The following is a 23384-nucleotide window of genomic DNA, read 5'->3' as shown; positions in this document are numbered from 1 at the left end:
ATTTAGATTTAGCGAAGATTTTCTTCAAATTGTCCATCAATTAAAATGAAAACAACACGGCAGACTTTTCCAGATCGATTGCTCCAAGCGTGATTGGTGCCTCTTTGTACAATGATATCTCCTGCTTTTGCTGTTGTTTCGCCTTCGTCTAAAATCAAGGTTAGTTCGCCATCCAAAACAATTCCGTAATCAATAGTTTCGGTTTTATGCATTAAAGGATGAGGTGCATTTCCGCCTGCTTTTGAAGCTTGTTCGCCACTCATCGTTTTGAAATGCTCAAAAGCTTGCTCTTTAGTGAGATTTCGAATTTCATCGCTTTCAGGCGGAAAATCGATTACTCGTATTCTTGTTCCTTGTTTTGGAGGACCAAGAATAAGTCCATTTTCTTCAGGATCTTTAGATATGCTGTCTATAAGAGCAGGAGTTTCTTTTGTATTCCAAACCTCATGAAATTTAGCTCCATTTGGTCCGCCAACCATATAAGTTCTTGCTGGAACTTCATCAGAAACTATAATTGCCTTTCCTTCTGCATTATGTCCTGTTACGATGCGTCTGAATGTTGTGTTGTTTGTTTCCATGATTATCGAGATTAGATTTTATTTTTTCTGAAGACAAATACACCCAAATAGTGAAAAAGAACTCCAACTGCCCAAGCAGATGTAGACCAAAGCGGCCATGGATAAGTCGTATCTGTTAAATACCAAATAAGAAAGATTATAGGAGTTGCCAATAAGAAAACAAGAAAGTGAATTTTGAATCCTAATTTTGGATTGTGTGCTTTAGCGTCGATGTTAAATTTAGTTTTCATGATTAAGTTTTTTTAATGATTAGTAATAGATTGTTTCTTTTATGAAATGTTTTTAATTGTTTGATTTTCAATTTATTTACACGACAAAGGTAGAGCGGGTACTTGACGAACATCGTTGACTTTGGTTAAGAACGAATCATTTAGATTTTAAAAGAAAGCATTTTGTATTTAGCAGAATAAAATCTAATTTTAGACAAGTTATTTCTCTTAACTTCTTGCTATGGATGCACTTAAAAAAGTTATAACATCATTTGTTCCGATGTCTGATGAAGAGTATGATTTGATGCTTCCGATTATCGAAAGGAGGGAAGTGCCAAAAGATACCGACCTTTTACAGCAGGGAGAAATCTGCCGTCATATATACTTTATAGAAAGTGGTTTTTTCAGAATGTTTTATGTGGACTATAAAGGAAACGAAATCAATTGCCGATTTGCAAAACCGGATGATTTTCTAGTAGATTTCGCTAGTTTCATTACGCAGAGAACAGCTCAATACTATTGCAGAGCGATGGAAGATTCGAAAGTAATTGCTTTAGAATATGAACAAGTAGAAAAATTATATCATAGTTCTCCCAATTGGTCAAAATTCGGAAGATTAATTGCCGAATATGCTTATCTAATTATTATCGAAAGAGAAGAAATGCTTCACTTTCAAACTCCCGAAGAACGCTACAAGACCATTTTAAAAAAAGAACCTTATCTTTTTCAGATGGTTTCGCAGAATCAGCTTTCGTCTTACATTGGCATAAAACCAGAATCTCTAAGCAGACTTCGTAAACGAATGATTGGCAAGTGATTCGTTAAAATAAATGATAACGGAAGACAAAATTTTATCTCCCGTTATTTTTAATTCAGCAGTAATGTATCGAATTACTTTTTCTTAACTAACCAGCTTTCCACTGCTTTCGAAAAATCAGCCACATCAATTGGGTGTCTGCTTGTTATAATGTTGGCGTCAACAACTACAGGTTGATCGGATACAATTCCGCCTGCATTTTTCAAATCGATTTGAATGTTCCAATATCCCGTTAATTTTCTGCCTTTTAGAATATCAGCCGAAGCCAAAACTACTGGTGCGTGACAAATAGCTGCGATTAATTTCCCCGATTTATTAAAATCTTGAATGAATTTAATAACGTCTTTGTCGTAGCGAAGATTATCGGGATTCCACGCGCCACCAGGAATAAATACAGCATCATAATCACTTACTTTAATCTGATCTGCTGTGTGATCAAATTTGATCCATCCAACAGGCTGCAAATATTGAATCGCCATAACGTGCGTTTTTGCCATTTCTGGACTGCTTAATCCATATCTTGCTGGAGCAGGATTGTATTTTGGAGACACAATATCAACCTGTGCACCCAATTCTCTAAAATACCATACAGGTCCAGTCAATTCGATTTCTTCAAAACCATCTGCAGCAAGCACTGCGATTTTTTTGCCTTTTAAAACTGTTTTATCTTTCACAGGATTAAAAAAGAAGGCTCTCAAAGCTTCATTTCCTGGTGCATTCAACAGCGAGGAAACAGGCATTACAGAAACATGAGACGGAGTTGTCAATTGGTTGATCACATCTAATTTATGATCGATATCTTGTGCTTGTGCATCGGTTAATGCAACGGCGCTTAATAAACTTGCTGTCATAATTTGTCTTAATTTTTTCATGATTTTTATTTTTAACTATTACTACTGATTTTTTTAAGTTGTTAATGAAATTTTTCCAACACATAGAAACATAGATTTGATGTCTAATAAAGGGGTCAAAGAGAAAATAGTTCTTTCACATAGTTCACTATGTGCATTTAAACTAGTGAAACGCCTTTTTATACTTCTGCAAAAAACTATGTCTCTATGTGTTTAAAAATATTTTCACCAAATGTTTTTATTCTCTCGTCATCGGAGCAAATTCTATAAGATTATGCAGTCCGTTTTGAAAAGGAGGTTTCTTAATGCTGGTTTCCAAATATTCTATTACAGGTTTAATAGGAGGAAAGTTGAGGTGATATTGAAAAGCATCATTGCTTCTAAATTTCTCATAGGTTACAAACTGAGTTTCATCTCCTTCAATTTCTGAAAGCTGATACGTTACGACGCCAGGTTCACTGCGAAATTGCGGCATCGCGATATGATAAGTATCTTTAAAATTTTGTTCTGTACCTTTTTTTCCGTCAACAAAAAGCATAATCACAAGTTGATTGTCTTCTTTTTTTGAAGTTTTTCTCCATTGCTCTTTGGTTAAAGGTTCCAGATCTTTTACATAATAGATTTTAGGTGCCGTTTTTAAGGATTTTTCAGTTAAAGATTGTAGTGCTTTTGCCTGAGTTTTTTTGCCGAAATCTTCCAATTGTTTTTTTCCATTCCATCTTTCAATGAGCCATAAAATATTGGGTTTGTCTTGTTCGTAAAAAGCTTCAGCCATAATATTTTCTTTGGATGAAAGCGAAGCCGTTACGTAATCTTTTAATGCTTTTCTGAATGATTCTGTAGCATTTTCTGGAACTTCATACATCGTTAATTTCGCGATAGTTTGAGAGGCTGTTAATTGTTCTAAAAGTACCTCGCCAACTGCTTTTGCCGATTGAGGATTCTGTCCTGTAACCAAACGTTGGTCAACTGTTACGTGTTCTTGCCATAAACCCGATTTTTCAAAAATGGCTCCTCTTTCTATAAGTTTAGATTCTAATAAAAAAGGTGCGGCCTTATCTAGTTTTACAGCGGTTTCTTCTTCATTTGTAAAGGCATTAATTTTTTTGCCGTCTACAAGATATTTATCATCAAGTTTAATATTTAAAAGACCAGCAGAACCATGTGATACAGCACTGATAAAACCGTTATTTTCATATATTTTAGAAGCTAATGCAATGATTTGTTTATTGTTTGGTAAATCCCATAATGCACCATGACCGCCAGCAAAATGAATGGCAGCATATTCTTTGGGATTGATGTTGTCAGGTTTGAGCGTATTTTCTATTTTTTGTCTGTATATTTCATCAAGCCAGAATTTTTTGTTTGTCAAATCACTTAAATTGAATCCTTCTACGGGTGCTTTGCCTCCTTTCGGACTCACAAAATCAACTTCGTATCCTGCACTTGTTAGAACATCCCAAGGATGTGTTACTTCAGAAAGATAAAAACCTGTTTTCTCTCCCGTATTTCCCTTTTTTTCATGATTAGTGACCACGAACAAAATTTTCTTTTTCATGCTTTCAGAATTTTTAGCTTTAACATTGGCTGTGATACTCATAAACATACAGAATGCGACTATCAAGACTTTTCGGGTAATTGAATTATATTGTGTTGTTTTCATATTTTTTCGGTTTTAAATTTTCAGTTATCTCTCTAACAAATTTCCATTTTGCATATTCGCTAGAAGTTGATTCAAATCACTTTAAAAGTGTGATTACGATCACTTTGTATTTAAAAACAAGGCAAAATTATATCGGTCATTCTTTCCAAATCATTGACTTTGGTTAAGAATGGATTTTTTTAATTATGAATTATGAATTATGAATTATGAATTGTGAATTGTGAATTGTGAAATTGATTAACTTCTTGACAATTTTATTCAACATAGCCCAAGGTTTCAACCTTGGGAACGCAAAAGAGAGGTGATTAGTGTTGCGTACCAATGGTTGAAACCATTGGTTATGTTTTATTAGTTATTGAGATATAGCCTGCTTAGCGTTTCCCGACAAACGCCAAGATATTCTGCGATATATTTTTTGGGTATTTTCTGCAAGATGCTTGGATAGTAACTCGCAAATTTTTCATAACGCTCTTTCGGATTGTCTGATAATAAAGAGATAATTCTTTTTTGCTGAGAAGAGTAGAGAAGGGTTAATTTCATTCTAAAAAAATGCTCCATTTTATGAAGTTCAGAAGCAAGTTTTTCTCGCGCATAAAGTGTCAAGCACAATATTTCGGCATCTTCCATGCAGACAATATTTATAGTAGATTCTGTTTGATTGAAATACGCGTTATAGTCAGAAATCCACCAATTTTTTATGGCAAACTGAAGAATATGCTCCTTGCCATCTTTATTAATGTAAAATGCTCTTAGTGTACCTTTTATAATCCAATATTCGCATTGCACTTTGTCTCCGCTCTGAATTAAGTACTGGTGTTTTTTTATTTTCTTTTTGGTAAAGAAAGTTTTGATATACGCAAATTCTTCATCGCTTACAGGAGTAATTTCTTCAATATGATTTCGCAGCTGATCCATAGACAATACATCTTTTTTAGACATGAATATGCTACGGAAAATGACTAAGAATATGCCAATAATTTTATAAAATAGAAATAATGGCAATAATAAAACGTCAAAGACTATTGTTACTGTTGATTTAGTTTTTATTATTTAAATGTTAGAAAATCAGAGTTTTGTATTTCTACGAAGATTTCGGAGAAACATAAATTAGTTCCGAAAAAAATGGAGTAATTTCTATTCTGAGTAATCGTCTTTTTTAATAGCCAGTTTACTCATTTTAGACTCTAAAGTCGTAGGTTTTATATTTAGTATTGAAGCTGCACCAGATGTTCCGCGTATTCTGCCTTTTACTTTCTTTAAAATTGAAATGATGTAATCGCGTTCTATTTGCTGTTGTGCACTTTTTACATCTTCTAAATTCTGGACATTTTCTGTATGAAACGATTCTGAACGAGGAGAAAAATTCAGATTAAGATCTAATTCTGATTTTCCGTTATTAAGTATGACAGCTCTTTCGATAAAGTTTTCCAATTCACGAATATTTCCCGGCCAGTTATATTCATTCATTTGCTGCATCATTTTAGAACTTATGCTGCTAAATTTTTTGCTGAATTCTCTTGAGAATTTCTCTGCAAAATAATGTGCTAATTCTGGAATGTCGGTTTTGCGTTCTCGTAAAGCAGGCATGGTTACAGGAAACACATTTAATCTGTAGTAAAGATCCATTCTAAAATTGCCTTGAGAAACTTCTTTTTCGAGATTTCGGTTTGTTGCGGCTACAATTCGTATGTCAACTTTTCGGGCTGTATTTCCCCCAACAGAATCAATTTCTTTTTCCTGTAAAACGCGTAATAATCTAATCTGCATTTCATTAGATAATTCACCAATTTCATCCAAAAAAATAGTTCCCCCATCAGCTAGTTCAAATTTTCCTTTTTTGCTTTCAATTGCGCCTGTAAATGCACCTTTTTCGTAACCGAATAATTCAGATTCTATTAAAGTTGGCGATATCGCAGCACAGTTCACTTTTATAAACGGACCATCTTTCCGAATGGAAAAATTGTGAATAGATTGAGCCGCTTTTTCTTTTCCTGTTCCGCTTTCTCCAAGTATCAGAACCGATGTGTTGTAAGGAGCAACTTGTGTGATAAGATCAAGAGCATCCAATAAAAGAGGATGTTTTCCAATAATATCATTAAAGCGATGAGTAACAGATTCTTTATGGCTATCTTTCGTGTTTTCTTTTAACGATTTCTGCTGATTTGTAACCTGATTCATGAGGTCGTGAAAACTCTTTTTTGCATTAGCCAATAATTCAATATGATATTGCGAATAGATTTTTTTCTTTTGGCTGCAGCATATAAATTGGATGTTTATTTTATCATTTAATGGAAAAGGAAATATGAGAAAAGATGCTGCTCTAAAATGATTTTTTATAAAAGACAAATTCGAATTGAAAACCTCAGTTTCGTAAATAACCGCCTCATTTTCCAGATAATTAATTTCGGTAAAAGTATTGCTTTTTGAATTTGTAATATTTTCTAATTCTCTTTCGCCAATGTATTGATATTCGTCAAAACCTATGCGCAAGTAAGCCGTGCATTTTTTTTGATCTGATTGTTTTATCTCGAATACAATAAGATCGAAAGGAATAAAAGTTTGTAATAAACGAGCAGCTTCGCTTAAATAATCTTCATATTGAAGTGTCTGACGGTTTATTGAATTTAGCTTTTCTTGTAAAAGCTTTTCTTGTTTCGAACGAGATTCTATGCTGTTTTTATGTCTGTACGATGCAATTTCTAAAGTGATAAGCAAATCTTTTTCTCGAAATGGTTTTACAAGAAAACCGTAAGGATCAGTTTTCTTTGCTTCTTCGAGTATAGTTTGATTGGAATTGGCAGATAAATAAACAAAAGCAATATTTTCAGTTTTTAGTTTTTTTGCCAGATCAATTCCTGATTGTTTTCCTTCCAAATAAATATCCAATAATACAAGATCAGGTTTGTTTTTTGCGATATGTTCTTTCGCTTCCTCAGCCGAAACAGCAATTCCGGTCATAATATAACCGGCTTGTTTTAGTATTAGCTGTAAATCATTTGCGACTATAAATTCATCTTCTACAATTAAAACTTTACTGCTCATTGTAAATCAATTATTTAGATATATAAATTTAATTATTATATTAACGCCGTTATTATTTTCGATGCTAAAACTGCCTTTTAATTGTTTTGAAAGCCCTTTTATAAGGTTAAGCCCCAGAGAATTAGTGTCGGTTTTATTAGTAAAATCGGGTAAACCTATTCCGTTGTCAGCTATTTTAAGGACAATATTTTCTTTGTCTTCATGATAAAGGCTGATTTCTATAACTCCGTTTTGTTTTTCTAAAAAGGCATATTTTATTGCATTTACAACACTTTCGGTAATGATCAACCCTAGCGGAATTGCTTGCGAAACATGAAGATTGATTGCTTCGATATTCTTTTTGAAAACAATCTGATTTTCGCTATCAAAACTCTCATGTAAATAATGCACCAGCTCATCGATATATTGTGGCATTGCAATAGCCGAAATGTTGTCGTCATGATACAATTTCTGGTGAATCATTGATACGGCTTGCATTCGGCGTAGACTGTCTTTTACAGCCATTTTAGCATCGCTATCTTTGAGATAAGCAGATTGTGAGTTAAGAAGACTTGTAACCATCTGCAAATTATTTTTTACTCGATGATGCACTTCTTTAATAAGCCATTCTTTTTCTTTCAGTAATTTTTGCTGTTCATTATTTAGGTTTTCTAAAAAGGTGTTTTTTTGATCTAATTCAAATTGATTAGCTTTGAGTTTGCGATTGATTTTTTGTTTGATTATATAGCTGTAAAGCAACAAACACACAATTACAATTAATAACAAAGCACCAATTAAAAGAATGTTTTTTTCTCTTTCAGTTTCCCGAGATTGAACAAGCTGCAACTGATTTTGAGTGTGTAGTAATTTAATGTTTTTGTCTTTTTTGTCGGTCTCATATTTAATTAATAATTCAGCAAACTTTTTTTTCTGTTCGTCATTAAAAGAGGAGTCTTTATATTTCTGGCTTAAAAGCAGATTTTTAATGGCATCATTATATTTTCTTTCGGTAGAATCAATTCTAAAAAGATTGTAGTAATACTCGCTTTTTTCTGCTACACCTATTTCAAAAGTATGTGAGACTCCATTTTTTAACAGCTGTCTGGCCTTATCCGTTTTACCTATCTGTTGATAAAAAGAAGAGATCTGAAAAAAGGCAGCGGGAAATTCGTCGTGTACAAATTCAAGTGGATAATTTTTGGCTATATTTTGAAAAATAGAATAGTTTTTTTCTGCTAAGTCCATCTTTTTTAAACTTGCGTAGGTTTCTCCCAGTATGAAGGCAAAGTGCATTTTCTCAAAATCAGTAATAGGAGGGAATTCACTTTCTGTTTTTTTGAGTAGAGTCAGGGCTTCATTACTTCGATGGAGTTTGTTGAGAACCCAAGCTTTAGAAAGAAATGCTTTGTACCAATAAAGTTTAGTTTCTTGGGTTTTATTTTCCGAAGCTTTAGTGTACCAGAATAGTGCTTCTTGACTCTTTCCGTTGTGCTGATATAGCTGCCCTCTTCTCAAGAAAAACAAACCTTTGAAAATAGAATCTTCTTTGGAATGCATGCTTTCAATGCTTTTGTTGGAATAATACAATGCTTTAACCAAATCTCCTTTTCGATATGATAAATAGGAGAGCACATCAAAAGCATATTGATTGTGATAGTATTTTATTTCTTTTTGAAGTTGTAATATTTTATAAATCAATTTTTGCGAGTCATCATAACGTCTGGCGATAAAATATTCGATGTTGATTTGAGACAAGGTTTCGATTTCCTTTTCTTTTTCCTTCAGATTCTGAAATATAGAAAGAGCTTTTTGAAAATAAATCAGTCTCTCTGGATCGCCATATTGTAAAGTTTTTCCAGCTTCTAAAAGTGCTCTGGCCTGATCCAAATTATTTCCAGATTGTTTGCACTGTTTTTCAATTTCTGTATATAATTTTTGACTTGCGTCTGAATTCCCTCTTTGATTGAGCAAATTGGCTTTTAACATCAAGGCTCCAATTTTCCATTTATCCCATTTTTTCTGCTGTAAAATTTCTTCTAGATATTTTTCTGCTTCGTCAAGGTCTTTTTTTTGCGCGCCAGATTTAAAAATGAAATAATTGCTCAGTTCTAGAAGCGTTAAAAAATGGTTTTCTCCTTTTAGTTTTGGAAGTAAGTTTTTGGCTTGATTTACTTTATCTTGTTCAAGAAGTTTAATTGCAGGAATACTTGTTCCATCACTATAACTTTCATTATTGGGAATTAGAATACTTAAATTATAAAGTCGGCATGAAGCTCTAACGGCGCTGTCTTTGTCAATTTGTCCCTGACTAATTGTATGGAGGTAATCTGAAGTAATATGAATTAATAGCCTTTGTTTAGCAATATCAGTATAACCACTTTTATTATACTGCGCATAGAAGTTTAAGCTACAAAATAGTAAGAGTAAAAAGGTCTTTTTGCGTATTATGTATTTGGTGTAAAACGGTTGAAAAAGCGTATAATTCACAATATTGGTGATTTGTTAATTAATATGATATTTCACTTTTAAGTTTTTGATTAAACGATAATGGTTTGATATATAGCTTATTGTCAAAAATACAATAAAGTATTTGATTACTATAATGTATTTAAAGACTATTAAAAATAGATTAAACAAAATATTTAATCATTTGATTAAATATTTTGTTTAATTCGTGATTATATTTTTATATTTGTAGGAAATAAAAAAAATAACTGTGTTAGAACCGAAAAAGAAAGATATTACGACAGAAGAAAAAATAAAAACAGCGGCGAAAACTGTTTTTTATAAAAAAGGGTTTGCAGCTACTCGCACGCGTGATATTGCGGAAGAGGCCGATTTAAATTTGGCTTTGCTTAATTATTATTTTAGAAGTAAGGCTAAACTTTTTGAAATCATAATGGCAGAAACTTTAACTGTTTTTGTAAAGAGCATTGCCAATGTTTTTAATGATGACAAAACCTCATTAGAAGAAAAAGTAGAATTAATCGTTTCGCGATATATTGATTTTATCATAAAAGAACCCGAAATACCAACATTCATTGTAACTGAAATACGTAATAATCCAGAATCGCTTTTGAAGAAATTGCCAGTAAAAGAACTAGTGAATAATTCGGTTTTCATGAAGCAATTTCAAGAAGGGGTGGAGAAAAAGGAAATATCAGAACCAAATCCACTTCATTTTTTAATGAATCTTTTGGGGATGATTGTTTTTCCATTTATTGCAAAACCAATTATAAGAGGAAGCAGAAATTTAGAAATCGATGAATTTAATGCTTTAATGGAAGAACGTAAAAAGAAAATTCCAATTTGGATTAAGATGATGTTTGCTTCAATCTAAATGCTTTAATAGAAAGTAATTTTATTTATTAAATATGAGAAGATCACATTTACTAAAATACCTGTTTTTATTGGTAATGATTAGCACAGCAAAAGCTCAGGATCTGACGATTGAACAAAGTCAGAAACTTGCTGTTGATAATTATCCTTTGATTAAACAATACGAATTGATTGAAAAAAGTAAAGAATATACCATAAGTAATGCAAATAAGGCTTATTTGCCTCAGTTAAGCGTGACGGCTATTGAAGGTTATGTTTTTGGAGATTTTCCTAGCATGGGATCTGGAGACGACAGTAAATTCAAATTTATTGGTTTAGCTCAAGTAAATCAGACCATTTGGGATGGCGGAGCAACCAAAACGCAAAAGAAAATTATCGAAGCATCTTCTAATGTCGATAAAGCTTCAGTAGAAGTTTCGCTTTATGATTTAAGATCAAGAGTTAATCAGCTTTATTTTGGAATATTATTAATTGATGAGCAGTTAAAACAGCTGGAAATTCAGAATAAGATTCTTTCCAATAATATAGATAAAGTCAATAAACTTCACGAAAATGGACTTAACTATAAAACGGATGTCGATGAAATGAAGGTCGAACAGTTAAATCTCAATAGACAAAAGAAAGATTTTCAATACACTAAAAGTGGTTATCAAACCATGCTTTCGTATCTTATAGGAAAGGACATTAGCCAGATTAAACTAGAAAAACCTTTAAATGCTATTGACCTCGACACAGTAATAAAACGCCCAGAAATACAGCGATTTGAAATGCAACGCAATATGATAACAGCGCAGTCTGATATGCAAAAAGTAAGTCTGATGCCAAAAGTTGGGCTTCTTGGCGCTGGCGTATTACTAGCTCCAGGAATAAATTTAGGAGCTAATAAAATATCAACAGTTGGAGTAGCAGGTTTAAGTCTTGCTTGGGATACTAAAGGTTTGTATAAAAATTCGAATGAAAAAGAATTGACAAAGCAGGAATTAAATAAAATTGATGTTCAGGAAGAAACATTTTTATTCAATACAAAGTTTCAAATGAATCAGAAAAAGGCAGATATCGAAAGACAGAATGCAATTCTTAAGGATGATGATGCTATTGTAAAACTTCGCCAGACTATTCGCGAAGGCTATCAGTTGAAATATGACAATGGTGCTGGACCATTAATAGATTTATTAAATGCTACAGAAAAAGAAGGAAATGCAAGAGCAGATAAGGCTCTGCATGAAATTCAGCTGCTTATGAGTATTTATGAGTATCAAACAATCAAAGGTAATTAATCTCTATAATTATGAAAAAAATAAAGCTACTATGTCTTTTACTGCCTGCTTTTTGCTTGTTTTCTTGCAATAATAACGAAAATGACTTCGATGCTTCGGGATCTTTTGAAGCTGTAGAAACTATTCTTTCAGCAGAAACAAATGGACAGATTTTAAAATTGAATGTGGAAGAAGGCCAGCTGTTAGAAGCGGGACAAAAAGTTGGATATATTGACAGCACACAATTGTATATCAATAAAATGCAATTATCACAAAACAAAAAAGCAATTCTTAGCGGAAGACCTCAAGAAGATATTCAAACGGAAAGCTTAAAAAAACAACTTGCAAATGCAGTTCTTGACCGTAACAGAACAGATCGTCTGGTAAAAGGCGGTATAGCTTCTCAAAAAATGCTTGATGACGCCAATGCTAAAGTTGCCACTTTACAAGCTCAGATAAGTGCACAGAAGAGTTCTCTGGATATTACAAACGAAAATTTGACAGAGCAAGGAAATACAGTTGGTGTTCAATTAAAAGGAATTGATGATCAATTGAGTAAAAGTGTTATTGTAAATCCAGTAAAAGGAACTGTATTGGCTAAATATGCTGAACGATATGAAATGGCAATGGTTGGGAAACCACTATATAAAATTGCTAATCTCGAAATATTAGATCTTAGAGCCTACATTACAGGAACGCAATTGTCTCAGATTAAAATGGGGCAGCAGGTAAAAGTTAGAATTGATGAAGGGAAGGAAAAATATAAAGAATATCAAGGTACAATTAATTGGATTTCAGATAAATCAGAGTTTTCTCCAAAGACGATTCCAACCAAAGATGAAAGAGCCAATTTAGTATATGCTTTAAAAATCAGAGTCAAAAATGACGGCTATCTTAAAATAGGTATGTACGGAGAAGTTCTTTGGTCTAAATAAAATGCAATATGCCAGCAGTAACTCTTAAAAATATAACCAAAAAGTACGGAGATTTTACGGCAGTAGATGACGTGTCTTTTGAAGTGAAGAAAGGAGAACTTTTTGGATTGATTGGTCCGGATGGAGCTGGAAAAACTTCAATTTTTCGCATTTTGACGACATTATTACTCGCCGACAATGGTATAGCAACAGTTGAAGGGCATGATGTTGTAAAAGAGTTTCAGGAAATTAGAAATAAAGTAGGATATATGCCTGGTAAATTTTCGTTATATCAGGATTTGACAGTAAAGGAAAACCTAAATTTTTTTGCTACTATTTTTGGAACTACTATTGAAGAAAATTACGACTTGATTAAAGATATCTACGATCAGATAAAACCTTTTAATGACAGACGAGCAGGGAAACTTTCGGGTGGAATGAAACAAAAATTGGCACTTTGCTGTGCTCTAATCCATAAACCTGATGTACTATTTTTAGATGAACCAACAACTGGCGTTGATGTAGTTTCTAGAAGTGAATTTTGGGAAATGTTAGCAAAATTAAAAGAACAGCAAATTACGATAGTGGTTTCTACTCCTTATATGGACGAAGCAAAGTTATGTGACCGAATTGCACTTATTCAAAGCGGAAAAATAATGAGTATTGATGAACCGCAAAGTATTATTAAAAAGTTTCCCAAAGTTTTATTTGCTGTAAAAGCCAAAAATATTTACAAACTGCTAAAAGATTTAAGAACTGATAAGGAAATCGAAAGCTCTGATGCTTTTGGAGAGTTTATTCACGTAACGCTTGTATCGGAAGATTCTAATGAAGAAAAAGTTCGAACTATAGCACAAAAATACAATCCTGAGAATCTTGAAATAAAAAAGATAGAACCAACTATTGAAGATAGTTTTATTAGGTTAATGCGCGAGCAAAATGATTTAGCAGAATCAAAAGAAATAGAAGATGGAAAAAGCTATAGTTTGTAAAGATTTAACCAAACAGTTTGGTGATTTCAAAGCGGTTGACAAAATCAGTTTTGAAGTCAACGAAGGGGAAATATTTGGATTTCTTGGTGCTAATGGAGCCGGAAAAACTACAGCGATGAGAATTCTTTGCGGACTTTCTTTTCCTACTTCTGGTGAAGCTACCGTTGCAGGCTTTGATGTCTACAAGCAGCAAGAAAAGATTAAGAAGAATATTGGCTATATGAGCCAAAAATTTTCTTTGTATGATAATTTGACCATTCTGGAAAATATTGAATTTTATGGTGGTGTTTATGGTGTTTCGCGTTCTGAAATAAAAGACCGAAGCGCCGAGTTGGTCAAAACTCTTGGTTTAGAAAAAGAAGCAAAAAAACTGGTTGGAGGTTTGCCTTTGGGATGGAAGCAAAAACTAGCTTTTTCAGTAGCAGTTTTTCATCGCCCCAAAATTGTTTTTCTTGATGAACCTACGGGAGGAGTTGACCCCATAACGCGAAGACAGTTTTGGGATATGATTTATGAGGCCGCGGCCAATGGAATTACAGTATTTGTCACAACACATTATATGGATGAGGCAGAGTATTGCAACCGAATAAGTATTATGGTTGACGGAAGAGTTGAAGCAATAGATTCGCCTGCAGAATTAAAAAAACGCTTCAATACAAATTCTATGGACGACGTTTTTTATGAACTGGCACGAAACGCTAAAAGAGCAGCAGATTAATATGAAAAGATTACTTGCTTTTATTCGAAAAGAATTTTATCACGTTTTTAGAGACAGGAGAACTTTACTGATTCTTTTTGGGCTTCCTGTTGCGCAAATTGTTCTTTTTGGTTTTGCGCTCAGCAATGAAGTCAAAAACATTGGGATAGCGATGCAGGACAATTCGCATGACATTCACACAGAAAATATTATACGAAAAATACAATCGAGTTCTTATTTTAATGTAGAAGCTCCCATTCTAAATTATAATGACATTGAAAATAGATTTAAGTCTGGAACTATAAAATGTGCCGTTATTTTTCCTGCTAATTTTGGTTCCGATTTACAGCGTATTGGTGGCGCAAAAATTCAGGTAATTGCAGACGCTTCTGATCCAAATACAGCAACAATAGTAACCAATTATTTAAATGCAATTGTAAATGATTATCAGCAGCAGTTAAATCCAACGGTCAAATTAAAATATCAGATAATTCCAGAATTAAGACAGCTTTATAACGAAGAGCAAAATGGCTCACTCAATTTTATTCCAGGCGTTATTGCTTTAATATTCATGATTGTCAGTACAGCATTAACTTCTGTTTCTGTTGTGCGCGAAAAAGAATTAGGAACAATGGAAATCCTTCTTGTATCGCCTTTTCAACCTATTATGGTTTTAATTGCCAAAGCTATTCCATATTTGGTGCTTTCGCTGATAAATTTTATGCTTATTATGTTTCTTTCTGTATATCTTCTCAATGTAGAAATCAAAGGAAGTTTTTTACTGCTTTTTGCTGAAAGTATTCTGTTTATTATTACCTGTCTTTCGCTTGGTTTGCTTATCTCAAATGTTACAGATTCTCAGCAGACAGCAATGTTGATCTCTATGATGGGAATGATGCTTCCTACCTTAATATTAACTGGTTTTATGTTTCCGTTAGAAAATATGCCTTGGATATTTCGTGTTGTATCACATATTGTTCCTTCAAGATATTATTACAGTATTGTAAAAGCAGTTATGCTTAAAGGTTTAGGATTTGAATTTGTTTGGAAAGAGACTTTAGTTCTTGCGGGAATGGCAGCGCTTCTATTGACAATAGCTTTGAAAAAATTTAAAATTCGATTATCATGAAAGTGCTTGGATTTATATTGCAAAAGGAGTTTCGCCAGATATTTAGAGATAAAACTATTTTGGCGATGATGTTTGCAATGCCAATTATACAGTTGATTATTTTGCCCTTGGCTGCTAATTTTGAGGTTAAAAATGTGAATATTGTTTATGTTGATCACGATCATAGCTCTTATTCCAATAAATTGATCAATAAAATTGGTTCATCAGGTTATTTTAAAATTATAGAAAAATCAGATTCATATTTAAAAGCTTTAAAACTGATAGAAAGTGGAGAAGCTGATTTAATCTTGGAAATTCCATCAGGATTTGAACGAAATCTAGTAAGAGAAGGAAGTCAGAAAGTTTACATCGCTGCCGATGCCATAAACGGAACAAAATCAAATATTGGAAATGCTTATTTAAATGTTGTAATTGCAGATTTTAGTCGAGATCTTGATATTAGAACTAAATTAATACAGCAAACGGCTTCGATATCTCCTTCATTAATTTCATTGTCCAGTACAAATTGGTACAATCCCAGAGCGGAATATAAATATTATATGGTTCCAGGGATTTTAGTATTGTTGCTTACCTTAATTGGCGGTTTTATTACCGCGCTCAATATCGTAAGAGAAAAAGAAATAGGAACAATTGAGCAGATCAATGTAACTCCTATTCAAAAATGGCAATTTATTTTAGGAAAACTCATCCCGTTTTGGATTGTTGGAATGATTGTGTTTACTATTGGACTTACGGTGATGTATCTTGTTTATGGAATATTTCCGAAAGGGAGTCTGTTAGTATTATATCTATTCGCTGCTATTTATCTTATTGCTTTATTAGGAATGGGACTTCTGATTTCTACTTTTGCCGATACGCAATTGCAGGCCATGTTTATTGCTTTTTTCTTTATGATGATTTTCATGTTAATGAGCGGATTTTTTACCAGTACAGACAGTATGCCGAATTGGGCAAGAGTTATGTCTGAATTTACTCCAGTTACTCACTTTATAAAAGTTGTGCGTTTGATTGTTTTAAAAGGAAGCGGTCTTAGAGAAGTTGGAAGAGAATTAATATACCTGATTATATTTGCTATTATACTGAATGCAATGGCAATTTATAATTACCGAAAAACAAGTTGAGGCAAATTGATGTAAATCATGATTATGTCTTAATTTCTATTGGCATCATTTGCTTGCCTGATCACTTTTGGATCTTAAATTGAAGTGATTAACATATTGCCTATTGGACGCAATAAATACAATGAAATTAAACACAAACTACTCTAATGTTTTTTAGTAGAGTACTACTTAATATTTATTTGCCGATCAAATCCCTTTTGTATAATTTTACATTCTATGTATGAAATATTCCAAAAGTATCTCGAAGAAAAAACGGAACTGACCCAAGCAGAATCAGAACGTATACAATCATTTGCTATTATTAAAAAACTTCGTAAAAGACAATATCTTCTTCAAGAAGGAGATGTTTGGAAATATGATGCTTTTATCACTCAAGGCTGTGTTCGCACCTATACTGTTGACGAAAAAGGAAGTGAGCATGTAAATAGTTTCAGTATTGAGAATTGGTGGACAGGTGATCGCGAGAGTTTGATGATGCAACAGCCGTCGCGTTTTAATATCGATGCTATTGAAGATACCGAGCTTGTACTTTTTACCCATGAAAATTTTGAATTGCTTTGCAAAGAAATTCCAGCTTTCAATAATATGGTTAATACTATTTTGCAAAGAAGTTTTATAGCCGCACAAAATAGAATTCAAGCTTCATTAACTTTAACCGCAGAAGAAAAGTATTTGAACTTTGTAAATAAATATCCAGGATTTGCTTCTCGAATTCCTCAGACTATGATTGCCTCATATTTAGGCATGACACCAGAAACACTAAGCCGTATTCGAAAACAAACGGCAAAAAAATAATAACGTAAGGGGCTTTTAAAGCTCCTTTTTTTATGTCTTCTTCAAACTCTTGATCTATATCAAGTTTTTACTTATTTCTAATCAATGTACAGGTTTTGCATTCGTCGCAACTTTGTAATGTTCAAAAGAAACAAACATTATAAACATTTAAAATTTAGAAATCATGTCAAAAACAATTTTCATTACAGGAACAAGTACAGGCTTTGGAAAACTAACAGCTGTTACATTAGCTAACGCAGGTCATTCAGTAATTGCAGGAATGCGCAATACAAATGATAAAAATGCCGCCGCAGCGAAAGAACTAGGAGCAATAGAAAACATTGAAGTAGTAGATATCGATGTTACAGATGATGCATCAGTTAATAAAGCAATCGAAAAAGTAATTACTAAATACGGAAAAATTGATGTGTTGATTAACAATGCAGCCGTAAGCGGTTTTGGTCTTCTTGAAGGTTATTCGATCGATCAGGTTCGTAAAATGTTCGACGTAAACGTTTACAGTGTATTACGTATGTATCAGGCAGTACTTCCTTCTATGAGAAAAGAAAGAAACGGACTTGTGATTAACATTACAACAGGAGCAAGCGGACACACACTTCCTTTTATGGTTCCGTATATCGCATCAAAATTAGTAGTTGAAAGTTTTACAGAAGGATTGCAAGATGAACTTGCAGATTACGGAATTGAAAACGTAAGTATTCAGCCAGGAGTTTATCCAACAGAAATGAATAACGGATCTAAAGCTGGTATTCATGCTGATAAAGAAGAAATTATAAAAGAATATGGAGAATCAGCAACAGAAAAATTCAACGCATTAGGAACAGCATTATTCGGAAAAATGGCGCAGTTTGATATGAATCCGCAAACTATTGCTGACGGTATTTTGGAATTGGTAAGTATGAAGAAAGGGGAGAGACCACTTCGTTTTCCGCTTGATGCCATTGCGCAAGGAACTGATAAGGAATTTATTGAAGCTCGTGCCAATATTAAAGCAAAATGGGTAGCTGCTTACACAAATTAATTTTAGACAATATCAATATCAATATCAATAATAAATATATATCATGAAAACAACTCATAAAAAATCAAACAAAAAAATACAGACTTCAGCAGCAGCAATGCTTAATGTATTAATACTCTTTTCTACTTCAGAAAAAACAGTCGCACAAACTAGCGCGGGAATTGTTGGAATCGATCATGTTGGAATTAATGTTCCAGATCTTAAAAAAGCGGTTACATTTTTTAATGATGTACTTGGTTTTACGCCAGTAACACAATTAGGACCAATTCCGCTTGATGCCGAATGGAAAAAATTAAATCATATTAATCCTGAAACAGGAGCAGTTACTATCAAAATGATAAATGCAGGAAATGGAGCAAGCATAGAAGTATTTGAATATGCAGACAATAAAGGAAGTAAAGCGCATCCAAATACAGATGATATTGGAGCATCACATATTGCTTTTTATGTGAATGATATTCATGCAGTGGTGAAATATTTGAAAAGTAAAGATGTCAAAATAATAGGAGAACCTTTTACAACACCTTCTGGAGATACAGCGGGTGAATCATGGGTTTATTTTGAAACACCTTGGGGGTCTAAAATGGAATTGGTTTCTTATCCAAACGGAAAAGGATATGAAAAAACACATCCAAAAACAATATTATGGTCTCCAAAAAATACAGAAGTAAAAAAAGTTTCAGCTGATGATTTCGATGCAAAAAAGAATACTTTAATAGTTGAAAATCATCTTAAAATTTGGAATGAAAAAGACGAAACAAAACGTAAAGCTTTATTAAATCAAATTTATGCGTCTAATGTTGAAATGGTTGATCGTCATTTTATTGCTGAAGGAATTGAGGATATTAGTAAGTTTATTGTAGAATTACAGACTAAAAATCCTGATTTTAAGTTTACTCCAAAATCAGTTGAAACCAATCATAATATAGTTCGATTATACTGGCAGTTTGGTTCAAAAGAAAAACCTTCTGTCGTAAGCGGAATGGATTTGTTTGTGATCGAAAATGGAAAAGTACAGAAATTATATGTTTTTGTGGATCAAAAAGAATAATTTTTGACTGATTCCAAAAGTTTTAAAAAGCCAGAAATAATTTCTGGCTTTTTAATTTAGTTGTGCTATTGTAAAGAATAAATTTCGTTTTTTTACTGCTAGAAAATAAACGAAAATATTATCTCTTGTTCACTAAGTTAAAGCCTATGATCAGAATATTTTTTGCCACCGTTAGTTTGATATTATTTTTTAGTTGCCAGAATAAAAGCATTCCAGCAGTTAAAGATTCTGAAAACAATAGAAAAGTCTTACCTCAAAAAGCAGTAAAAACAATAAGACAAGAAAAAAACTCATCTGTAAATGATAATGAAGTTTATAAAATAATGGATGTTGATGTTAAGCCATCTTATATTGGGGGAATAGATAAATTTCATGCATTTTTAAATAAGAATTACATTGTGCCAAAAGATTTGGATAGTGATGATTCGGTCAGGGGTGGTGTTTTTGCCAGTTTTATAATTGAAAAAGATGGCAGTGTTTCTAATATAGATATTATTCGAGATTTTGGTTACGGAACTGGTAAGGAATTAGAAAGGGTTTTGAAATTATGCCCTAACTGGATTCCGGCTATGAAAAATGGAAATCCTGTACGATGCTTATATAGTGTTCCGTATTATGTTCAGTAGGTAATCTTTACTGAACAATCGATAAATCTTTTTATGAAGAAATTAAATTTCAATTATTCCTGATTTTTTCACGAAATTCTAAAGGAGCCATTTGGGTTCTTTTTTTGAATAGTATACTAAATAATTGAGGATGTTCAAAATTAAGATCGTAAACAATTTTCTTCCTCAAAACCTGTCATTCCCATACATGCTGAGCCAATAGGAGGGATAATTAAACCTTGATTTCCTAATTTAATTTGTTTCATTTTTAATAGTTTTATTTGAAATACAAATTTCGAAAGAAAGGGGAGGTATAGGTTTGCAGATTACGGAAGGTTGTATTTAAATTACAGGAGTTTAAACTTTGTGAGTTTTTTTATCTTGCAAAACCTGAAATTTAGAAATAAAAAAAAGGAAACAGTTAATATCTGTTTCCTTTTTCTTGTCTCTATAAAAGATTTTTATCTATTTACCGCTAGAAGCAGTGATTTTTCCTATTTGAAGTCTGAAGTCAGGTCTTCTTGCGTTGTATACGTCAACAAAAGTTTCTTTGTTGTCAGTATTTGAATAAACGTTGAAGAAAACACTGTTTCCATACCAGTTCTCTAAATCTGCATTGTCGGTTTTATTTTCTGTAAAAATATTACCGCTGCATTGGTTGAAAAACATTTCTTCAAATTTAATTTTCTTTAAATTAGTTGAATTGATTTCAGTTTGGCTGTCTATTAATACAGCAGGATTGAAACCTGAAACAACACTTCTTTTTAATTCTAAAGAAGCACTTTCTGCAACATAAATAGCTTCTTTTACTAAACCAGCTTGCATATCAGCTTTAATATTTTCACTGTCATTTAGCATAGTAATATTTGTAGCTGCAACTAAAGTAGATTTTTTAGTAAAGTCAGTGTCGCTTTTCTTTTCGTATGATTTAACCTCTAAACATCTAGAACCATCTTTGTTACTTGATAAGTAAGAAGATCTAACAGCTAAAGAGTTGTATAAACGACATTGTACGCCTTGAGTGAATTTAAAGTCATCGTTAATTGATTTGTATGAAACCAATTGAGAAGCATTTACATCTCCACCATAGAAAGCAAATGAATCACCTCCAGAGTAGCTTACCATTACATTCTCTAAAATTGTTTTGTTTCCAACTCCTGCAATAGTTAATCCGTTGAATGTATCTGCACCTTTTACTTTTTTACCAGCAAATTCAATTCTAACAAATTTTAAAATTCCTGAGTTTCCTGCAACATTGTTTCCTCCGTACACAGTAAGTGCAGGATCAAGATCCATGTTATAAGAACCAACGCTTCCAAATTTATTAATAGGAGCATCTCCAAGAACTACCACACCTCCCCAGTCGCCAGCTTTTTTCATGCTACGATTTGAAGTAAATACAATAGGATCTGTTTCTTGACCTTGTGCAATAATCTGAGCTCCTTTTGTAATAACTAGTGTTCCTTTTGATTCAGCATCTCCAATAATTACTGTACCAGGTTCAATAGTTAGAACAGCATTATTAGTTACATATACATTTCCCTGAAGAATGTATACATTTCTTTTCAAAAGTTTTGTGTTTTCCTTGATGTTTCCAGCTAAAATTTGATTCGGTTCTTTCGAATCAGCTTTTTGAGGTTTGAATTCTGTCCAGTTGTCTAACCAGTTAGTGTATCCAATAATTCCTTTTTCTTGTTGCGCGTTTACACCGGCAGCTGTCAGCAGTAAACAAATTAGTAGAGTAATTTTTTTCATAGTCTTGGGGGCTATTAAATTATTATACATTTTTTGACACCTTTGGAACGAAGAAATATTCAAAACAGCTGATTTTGATCTTCGAGAATTGATCTGGGAAAAAATTGGTTTTAACAATTAGAAATACCAGAGTAACTTTCTTGCAGTGTCTTTAACAAAATTAACAAAATAAATTCAAGTAAACACTGATTTTACTGATATTTAACATTTGTTGAGGAAGATTTAATGTAGCTTAATTTATTTAAAATATGTAAAAGCTTGTTTATTAGTGGTTGTAAGTCATTTTTTTGCATTATTATATTTTTGAAAAGAAATGTTTTCTTAATACAGAGACCTATGTTTATGGGATGAAAACGTATGATTATTAAATAATGGAGAATTAAAAAACGCGTTTCATAGATCGTGCATAAAATTCATTTTATAATAAAAAAAGGAACCGTAATGCAAAAAATGCATAAACAAATAGAAAAATAGCATTTTTAAGCATAAGGTTTTTGCCTAGTTTTATCTTTTGAAAACACAACTACAAATTACTGAAGATGATTACGACCAAGAACCTTGTAATAAAACCTTATAAACTAGAAGATTCTGAATGCTTTTTTAAGAGTATTACTGATAATAGTGAATACTTGTATGATTACTTTGCGAACATGATAAAAATCAATGATAGCTTGGAGTCAACAAAAAAATATCTGGAACAGAAAGATCTAGAATGGCAGGAAAGTAAAAGCTATGCCTGTGGTATATTTTTAAAAGAAAGTAATGAGTTTATTGGACATATATCTGTTAGAGAAATCGATTGGAGAATTCCTAAAGGTGAACTTGCGTATTTTATTTTTAAGAAACATAATGGTAATAATTACGCCTCTGAAGCATTAAACGCATTCAAAAATTGGTGTTTTGCAAACAAAAAGTTTAATAGGCTCTTTATGAAAATTGCTGAAGAAAATACTGCTAGCATTAAAGTTGCCGAGCGTTCTGGATTTGTATATGAAGGACTTCTAAAGAAAGATTACAGAAGGGGAGAAAAAGACTTGACTGATATGAAAATATACGGATATACCGAAGATCTTGAACTGGAAAGAACAACTTCTAAAAATGCAGATTTTTCAAATTTGATTGTAAAACTAGATGAGAACTTAGCAAGCAGAAATGGTGAAATGCAGGAATACTTTAATCAGTTTAATAAAGTCGATGCGATTAAACATGTCGTTATTGCTTATGTCAATGGAAATGCGGTAGGTTGTGGTGCTATAAAACAATTTGATAGAGAATCTGCAGAGGTAAAACGCATGTTTGTTTTGGAAGAGTATAGGGGAAGAGGAATCGCACATAAAATTTTAAACGAGCTTGAAAAGTGGGCTTCAGAATTAGAGTATGTATCGACCGTTTTAGAAACCAGCAATGTGCAGATAGAAGCTGTAGCATTGTATGCTAAAAGTGATTACATCATTATTGAAAACTATGGACAATATGCAGGAATAGAAAGCAGCATTTGTTTTAAAAAGGAATTGGAAAAACATAAAAATTAATATTCGCAAAATTTTAATTAACTATTAACTTCAATGCT

21 protein-coding genes are annotated in these 23384 nt (G+C 32.6%); 13 read left to right on the top strand and 8 right to left on the bottom strand.

Annotation, left to right across the window (positions count from 1 at the left end; translation table 11 throughout):
* Positions 1–8 precede the first annotated feature (8 nt).
* Complete coding sequence (locus tag OD917_RS09385; RefSeq protein WP_263523278.1) at positions 9–578, bottom strand: cupin domain-containing protein; 570 nt, start codon at positions 576–578, stop codon at positions 9–11.
* Positions 579–589: 11 nt separating this feature from the next.
* Complete coding sequence (locus OD917_RS09380) at positions 590–808, bottom strand: 2TM domain-containing protein (RefSeq protein ID WP_111290709.1); 219 nt, start codon at positions 806–808, stop codon at positions 590–592.
* Between the two features lie 220 nt (positions 809–1028).
* Between OD917_RS09380 and OD917_RS09375 the strand changes: the two genes are divergently transcribed.
* Positions 1029–1604, top strand: a complete 576-nt coding sequence (locus OD917_RS09375) for a Crp/Fnr family transcriptional regulator (RefSeq protein ID WP_263523277.1) — start codon at positions 1029–1031, stop codon at positions 1602–1604.
* A gap of 74 nt (positions 1605–1678) precedes the next feature.
* On the opposite strand, the gene OD917_RS09370 is transcribed toward OD917_RS09375, so the two are convergent.
* The 5 genes from OD917_RS09370 to OD917_RS09350 all read right to left on the bottom strand — a co-directional run bounded on the left by OD917_RS09370 (position 1679) and on the right by OD917_RS09350 (position 9626).
* Complete coding sequence (locus OD917_RS09370) at positions 1679–2476, bottom strand: DJ-1/PfpI/YhbO family deglycase/protease (RefSeq protein WP_263523276.1); 798 nt, start codon at positions 2474–2476, stop codon at positions 1679–1681.
* Positions 2477–2693: 217 nt separating this feature from the next.
* A complete protein-coding gene (locus OD917_RS09365; RefSeq protein WP_263523275.1) occupies positions 2694–4118 on the bottom strand; it encodes an antibiotic biosynthesis monooxygenase in 1425 nt (474 codons plus the stop codon).
* 348 nt (positions 4119–4466) lie between these two features.
* Positions 4467–5033, bottom strand: coding sequence for a Crp/Fnr family transcriptional regulator (locus OD917_RS09360; protein ID WP_263523274.1), 567 nt, complete (start codon positions 5031–5033; stop codon positions 4467–4469).
* A gap of 219 nt (positions 5034–5252) precedes the next feature.
* Positions 5253–7160: a sigma 54-interacting transcriptional regulator gene (locus OD917_RS09355; protein WP_263523273.1), complete on the bottom strand. Its 1908-nt coding sequence runs from the start codon at positions 7158–7160 to the stop codon at positions 5253–5255.
* 6 nt (positions 7161–7166) lie between these two features.
* Positions 7167–9626 carry a histidine kinase dimerization/phosphoacceptor domain -containing protein gene (locus OD917_RS09350; RefSeq protein WP_263523272.1) on the bottom strand — a complete coding sequence of 820 codons (2460 nt, stop codon included), beginning with the start codon at positions 9624–9626 and terminating at the stop codon, positions 7167–7169.
* A gap of 229 nt (positions 9627–9855) precedes the next feature.
* On the opposite strand from OD917_RS09350, the gene OD917_RS09345 reads away from it, so the two are divergent.
* The 11 genes from OD917_RS09345 to OD917_RS09295 all read left to right on the top strand — a co-directional run bounded on the left by OD917_RS09345 (position 9856) and on the right by OD917_RS09295 (position 20080).
* The gene (locus OD917_RS09345; protein ID WP_263523271.1) at positions 9856–10479 is read left to right on the top strand and encodes a TetR/AcrR family transcriptional regulator; all 624 of its coding nucleotides are present in this window, start codon (positions 9856–9858) and stop codon (positions 10477–10479) included.
* Between the two features lie 34 nt (positions 10480–10513).
* A complete protein-coding gene (locus tag OD917_RS09340; protein WP_263523270.1) occupies positions 10514–11755 on the top strand; it encodes a TolC family protein in 1242 nt (413 codons plus the stop codon).
* Positions 11756–11766: 11 nt separating this feature from the next.
* Positions 11767–12669 (top strand): HlyD family secretion protein, encoded by a 903-nt coding sequence (locus OD917_RS09335; RefSeq protein WP_263523269.1) that lies wholly within the window; start codon positions 11767–11769, stop codon positions 12667–12669.
* A gap of 8 nt (positions 12670–12677) precedes the next feature.
* Positions 12678–13640, top strand: coding sequence for an ABC transporter ATP-binding protein (locus OD917_RS09330; RefSeq protein ID WP_263523268.1), 963 nt, complete (start codon positions 12678–12680; stop codon positions 13638–13640).
* The gene (locus OD917_RS09325) at positions 13618–14358 is read left to right on the top strand and encodes an ABC transporter ATP-binding protein (RefSeq protein ID WP_263523267.1); all 741 of its coding nucleotides are present in this window, start codon (positions 13618–13620) and stop codon (positions 14356–14358) included. The genes OD917_RS09330 and OD917_RS09325 overlap by 23 nt, the downstream gene beginning before the upstream one ends.
* Position 14359: 1 nt before the next feature.
* The gene (locus OD917_RS09320) at positions 14360–15466 is read left to right on the top strand and encodes an ABC transporter permease (RefSeq protein WP_263523266.1); all 1107 of its coding nucleotides are present in this window, start codon (positions 14360–14362) and stop codon (positions 15464–15466) included.
* Entirely contained in the window at positions 15463–16587 is a 1125-nt protein-coding gene (locus OD917_RS09315; RefSeq protein ID WP_263523265.1) for an ABC transporter permease, read from the top strand. Before OD917_RS09320 ends, OD917_RS09315 begins: the two co-directional genes overlap by 4 nt.
* A gap of 216 nt (positions 16588–16803) precedes the next feature.
* Positions 16804–17382 carry a Crp/Fnr family transcriptional regulator gene (locus OD917_RS09310; RefSeq protein WP_263523264.1) on the top strand — a complete coding sequence of 193 codons (579 nt, stop codon included), beginning with the start codon at positions 16804–16806 and terminating at the stop codon, positions 17380–17382.
* Positions 17383–17545: 163 nt separating this feature from the next.
* A complete protein-coding gene (locus OD917_RS09305; RefSeq protein ID WP_263523263.1) occupies positions 17546–18403 on the top strand; it encodes an SDR family oxidoreductase in 858 nt (285 codons plus the stop codon).
* Between the two features lie 43 nt (positions 18404–18446).
* A complete protein-coding gene (locus OD917_RS09300; protein ID WP_263523262.1) occupies positions 18447–19454 on the top strand; it encodes a VOC family protein in 1008 nt (335 codons plus the stop codon).
* A gap of 146 nt (positions 19455–19600) precedes the next feature.
* Positions 19601–20080 carry an energy transducer TonB gene (locus OD917_RS09295; protein ID WP_263523261.1) on the top strand — a complete coding sequence of 160 codons (480 nt, stop codon included), beginning with the start codon at positions 19601–19603 and terminating at the stop codon, positions 20078–20080.
* A 444-nt stretch (positions 20081–20524) separates the two neighbouring features.
* Here the strand turns inward: OD917_RS09295 and OD917_RS09290 are convergent, their stop codons facing one another.
* Positions 20525–21814, bottom strand: coding sequence for a hypothetical protein (locus tag OD917_RS09290; RefSeq protein ID WP_263523260.1), 1290 nt, complete (start codon positions 21812–21814; stop codon positions 20525–20527).
* 539 nt (positions 21815–22353) lie between these two features.
* Between OD917_RS09290 and OD917_RS22580 the strand changes: the two genes are divergently transcribed.
* Complete coding sequence (locus OD917_RS22580; RefSeq protein WP_318013875.1) at positions 22354–23346, top strand: GNAT family N-acetyltransferase; 993 nt, start codon at positions 22354–22356, stop codon at positions 23344–23346.
* The last annotated feature ends 38 nt before the right edge of the window (positions 23347–23384 follow it).

The organism is Flavobacterium sp. SH_e (assembly GCF_025717045.1).
Taxonomy (GTDB): Bacteria; Bacteroidota; Bacteroidia; order Flavobacteriales; family Flavobacteriaceae; genus Flavobacterium.
This window is presented reverse-complemented; position numbering and strand designations above follow the sequence as displayed.